5 protein-coding genes are annotated in these 4,677 nt (G+C 72.0%); 2 read left to right on the plus strand and 3 right to left on the minus strand.

The genetic code is table 11. From position 1 onward, the window contains the following. From EIO58_RS12995 to EIO58_RS13000, 3 genes are all read right to left on the minus strand, one after another. Positions 1-828, minus strand: an 828-nt coding sequence (locus EIO58_RS12995; protein WP_127819897.1) for a VIT1/CCC1 transporter family protein, incomplete at its 3' end; no start/stop codon positions are given. Positions 829-927: 99 nt separating this feature from the next. Beyond that, positions 928-1,083, minus strand: coding sequence for a hypothetical protein (locus EIO58_RS18860; protein WP_164861688.1), 156 nt, complete (start codon positions 1,081-1,083; stop codon positions 928-930). Between the two features lie 402 nt (positions 1,084-1,485). Further along, entirely contained in the window at positions 1,486-3,288 is a 1,803-nt protein-coding gene (locus tag EIO58_RS13000) for a DEAD/DEAH box helicase (protein WP_127819900.1), read from the minus strand. 273 nt (positions 3,289-3,561) lie between these two features. Between EIO58_RS13000 and EIO58_RS13005 the strand changes: the two genes are divergently transcribed. Continuing rightward, the gene (locus EIO58_RS13005) at positions 3,562-4,425 is read left to right on the plus strand and encodes an SGNH/GDSL hydrolase family protein (protein ID WP_127819898.1); all 864 of its coding nucleotides are present in this window, start codon (positions 3,562-3,564) and stop codon (positions 4,423-4,425) included. A gap of 1 nt (position 4,426) precedes the next feature. After that, positions 4,427-4,677, plus strand: a 251-nt coding sequence (locus tag EIO58_RS13010) for an SDR family NAD(P)-dependent oxidoreductase (protein WP_127819899.1), incomplete at its 3' end; no start/stop codon positions are given.

Here is a 4,677-nt window from a genome sequence, read left to right on the forward strand (position 1 = left end):
GCCCCACGCGCTGCCCACGACGTCGCCGTGCGCGGCGACCTCGACCGGACCGGTATCGGCGCGCCCCTGGCCGGCCGCGTGTGCGGCTTCGATGAGGCGGCGGGCGCGCGCGGACGCCTCGGCCTCCGGCATCCCCCGCGTGCGGTACACGAGCGCGAGCTCGTTGGCGTCGATGTCGAGGTGCGGGATCGCGCCGTCGGCATAGTCGCTCGGTTCGGTCGCGGCGAGCAGCTCGCGCTGCGAACGCACCGAGACGAACTCGCCCGCGCCCATGGAGAGCGCCCCGGCGAGGAGCCCGGCGATACCGCTGAACAACACGAACTGGCTCGAGACACCCGTCGCGCCGATACCCATGACGAGGGCGAGGTTCGAGACGAGGCCGTCGTTCGCGCCGAACACCGCGGCGCGGAAAGTGCCCGACAGTCGCCGGCGACCGCGCGCGGCGAGACCGCGGACGACCTCGTGGTGGATCTTCTCGTCCGCCGCCATCCGGGCCGTCGCGGAAGGCTCGTCGTCGTACGGCGAACGTGCCTCGGCGTTCTGCGCGAGCGCCAGCACGAAGATCGAGCCGAAGCGCTTGGCCATCCACCCCAGCAGGCGCGTCCGCACATCGGGTCGCGGCAGCCTCGCGGGTGCGCCGCCGAGAAGGTCGAGCCAGTGGGCCTCGTGCCGGCCCTCCGCCTCCGCGAGGGCGAGCAGGATCCCGCGCTCCTCGCCGGTGCGCCGGTCTGCGAGTTCGCGGTACACGTGCGCCTCAGCGCGCTCGTTGACGAGGTACTGCGCCCAGCGGCGACAGTCGCGGTCGGTCGGTGCGGCGGGCGCGCTCACAGGGCCTCCAGTCGGGGATCGGACCCGTCCACGCTAGTCAGCGCCCGGATCGCGGACGCGCCGAAGCCGAGGATTGCCAGCATTTCGGACCTCCGAACGTCAGTCGGCGGCCAGTGCCGCCCGCAGCCCTTCCTCCCCTCGGTCCATGACGCGCGCGTGCGCGCGCTCGAACGCGGGCCGCAGCGCCCACGCCGTCGCGTTCATCCATGCGCGTCGGGTCTCGACGTCCCGTTGGAACACGACGACGGTCCTCACGCCCCCCTCCACGCTCCGCTGGCGCGTCGCCCGGAGCTTCTGGGCGCCTGGGCCCAGCCGCGGCCCCGTCGGCACGGATCTCCACCCGCCCGCTCCCCTGCAGGTCGCCGTCGCTGCGCGCGGCGATCGCACGACCCCGGTCGACCTCGGTGAACTCCAGTCGCATCCGCAGCCGGTACCCGAGAGGGCTGCGCACCACCACCGTCATGCGCTCGCCCGGCAGCAGCCGCCGGGGCGCCATGAGCAGCGTGACGCCAGGCCACCATCGGGGGCCCGTGCCGGGTGCGAGCGCGCGCACGAGCTCTGCCCACGCCCGCTGCGGCGGCACAGGAACGCGCCACCGCGATTCGAACGAAGAACTCGCCGACATGCCGGGAAGTCTCGGCGCGGCGAGCGGCGACGTCAGGAGTGCACGCGCTTGCGCAGCACGTCGATGCGCGCCTGCAGCTGAGCCACCGTGGCGTGCGACACCGCAGGGCCACCGCAGATGCGGCGCAGCTCGGCGTGGACGAGACCGTGCGCTTCGCCGGACTGCCGCGCATAGAGGCCGACGAGGCTGTTGAGCAGCTGGCGCTGCTCCTTGAGCGTGCGATGCAGTGCCTGAGGCAGTGCCGGCTCGGCCTCCGGCCCCGCGGCGGATTCCTGCGCCTCGCGAACGTTGCGGTGGCGGCTCTGGCGCGCCTGCCGCTGCATCAGCAGCTCGTGCACGTGTTCGGGCTCGAGCAGTCCCGGCAGTCCCAGGAACTCCTCCTCCTCGGGAGTGCCGGGGACGGCGAGCTGGCCGAACTCCTTGCCGTCGTACAGTACGCGGTCGAAGTGCGCGCGCGACCCGAGCGCCTGGTAGGTGAACTCCTCGGTGAGCGCGTCGGACGCCTTGTCCTCACGCTCTGCGGCGTCCATCAGGTCTTCTTCGGCGTTCCACTCGTCGCCGTCGTCGGAGTCGCGGTCGAGCGCGTGATCGCGCTGGCGCTCCATCTCGTTCGCCAGGGCGAGCAGCTGCGGCACGTTCGGGAGGAACACGCTCGCGGTCTCGCCACGACGACGGGCACGCACGAATCGACCGATCGCCTGCGCGAAGAAGAGCGGCGTGGACGCGCTCGTCGCATACACGCCGACCGCGAGGCGCGGCACGTCGACGCCCTCCGACACCATGCGCACGGCTACCATCCACCGGCTCGTGTCTTTCGAGAACTCCTCGATGCGGCCCGAGGCCTCCGCCTCGTCCGACAGCACCACCGTCGGCTGCTCGCCGGTGATCTGCTGCAGGATCGCGGCATAGGCGCGCGCGGCCGTCTGATCGGTCGCGATCACGAGGCCACCGGCATCCGGAACGTGCTCGCGCACCTCTGTCAGGCGCCGGTCGGCCGATCGCAGCACCGCCGGGATCCAGTCTCCCTCCGGGTCCAGCGCCGTGCGCCAGGCCTGCGATGTGATGTCCTTCGTGTTGTCCTGCCCGAGCTGGGCCTCCATCTCGTCGCCGGTCTTGGTGCGCCACCGCATGTGCCCGGCATAGACGAGGAAGAGCACCGGACGCACGACGCCGTCCTCGAGCGCGCGGCCGTAGCCGTAGGCGTAGTCGGTGCGCGAGACCCGGATGCCCTTCGCGTCGGGGTGGTACTCGACGAACGGGATCGGCGCGGTGTCGCTGCGGAACGGCGTGCCCGACAGCAGCAGGCGGCGCGTCGCACGGCCATACGCCTCGCGCAGCGCGTCTCCCCAGCTGAGCGCGTCACCGCCGTGGTGCACTTCGTCGAGGATCACGAGCGTGCGCGCGTCCATCGTGAGGCGCTGGTGAACGGATGCCTTCGCCGCGACCTGCGCGTACGTCACGGCCACGCCGTGGTACTGGCGTGCGGGTGCGACATGGCGGTTGCTGAACGCGGGATCGAGGCGGATGCCGACGCGCGCGGCCGCGTCGGCCCACTGGGTCTTCAGGTGCTCGGTGGGGGCGACGACGACGACGCGGTCGACGACGCGCCGCCGCAGGAGCTCGCTTGCCAGGCGCAGGGCGAACGTCGTCTTTCCGGCGCCGGGGGTAGCGGCGGCCAAAAAGTCGCGCGGACCGCTCCCGGGTCCGTCCGGCCCGTCGAGTGAGAAGAACAGGTCGAGCGCCTCGGCCTGCCACGCGCGCAGGCGCTGCGCGGTGCCCCATGGGGCCCGCTGCGGGTATGTCGGGCTGAGATGCTCCGCGGCGAAGCTGCCGATGTGCGGCTCGCCCTCGCGGGCGGGACCGTGGGGCGGGGTCGCATGGGGTTCGGTGAAGGCGGGCGATGACTCGAGCGCAATTCCGTCCGTCACCGAATACACCTCCCCCGTGGACAACGAGTCACCACCCTAAGACATCCGCCCGACATGGAGATCGCGACCGCGCCGGTCGCGGCCGGCCCGACGCGCCGGCGCGCCTGGAGGGGGTGTGGGGACGTCCGTGTCCATCCGGCGCGGTACCCTGGGCACCGGTCACGAGCCGGAGGAAGACGGATGTCGACGACAGAGCAGGATTCCCGCACGCCGTACGTGCCCAACGCCGGGCCGCACCCGTGGCGACGCTACGTCGCGATCGGCGACTCGTTCACCGAAGGCGTAGGCGACCACGAGCCGGTGTCGCCGAATGGATTCCGCGGGTGGGCCGACCGCGTCGCCGAGGTGCTGTCGCAGCAGGTCGACGACTTCGCGTACGCCAACCTAGCGATCCGCGGCCGGCTGATCAGTCAGATCGTCGGCGAGCAGATCGAGCCCGCTGTCGCGCTCAAGCCCGACCTCGTCACGTTCTCGGCGGGCGGCAACGACGTCATCCGCCCCGGCTCCGACCCCGACGCGATCGCGCAGCTGTTCGAAGACGCCGTCGTGCGCCTCTCGCGCGACGGCGCCACGGTCGTCGTGTTCACCGGCATCGACACCGCGTTCACGCCGGTGTTCCGAGGTATCCGCGGGAAGGTCGCCATCTACAACGAGAACATCCGGGCGATCGCCGACCGCCACGACTGCATCGTCGCCGATCAGTGGGCGCTGAAGGAGGTGCAGGACATGCGCTTCTTCGACGACGACCGCCTGCATTACAACGCGCTCGGTCACCACGAGGTGGCGCGCATGGTGCTGCGCGCGCTCAATGTGTCCAACGACCTGCAGCCGATGCAGCCCGATCCGCTGCCGGTGCGCACGTGGCGCGAGGCCCGCGCGGTCGACCTGGTGTGGGCGCGCGAGTATCTCGTCCCGTGGGTGCTGCGGCGCCTGCGCCACCAGTCGTCCGGCGACCACATCACGGCCAAGCGTCCCGACGCGATCCCGGTGACGGCACTGACGTCGATGCGGGTCGACGCCGTCCTGCACGAGGACGAAGGCTGACATGGCGATCCACCTGATCACGGGCGCGGGCTCGGGAATCGGCGAGGCCCTCGCGCAGCGCCTCGCCGGCCGCGGCGACGAGGTGTGGCTGCTCGCACGCGATGCCGGGCGCGCGGCGCAGCTGCGCGAGCGATTCCCCGGCGCGCAGACGCTGGTCGGCGATCTCGCAGAGCCGACGAGACTGTCGTGGGCGTTCGGCCAGCAGAGCGCTCCGCCGCGACTGGACTCCCTCCTCCACGTCGCCGGCGTCGT

Source organism: Microbacterium sp. CPCC 204701 (genome assembly GCF_004010105.1).
Taxonomy (GTDB): Bacteria; Actinomycetota; Actinomycetes; order Actinomycetales; family Microbacteriaceae; genus Microbacterium.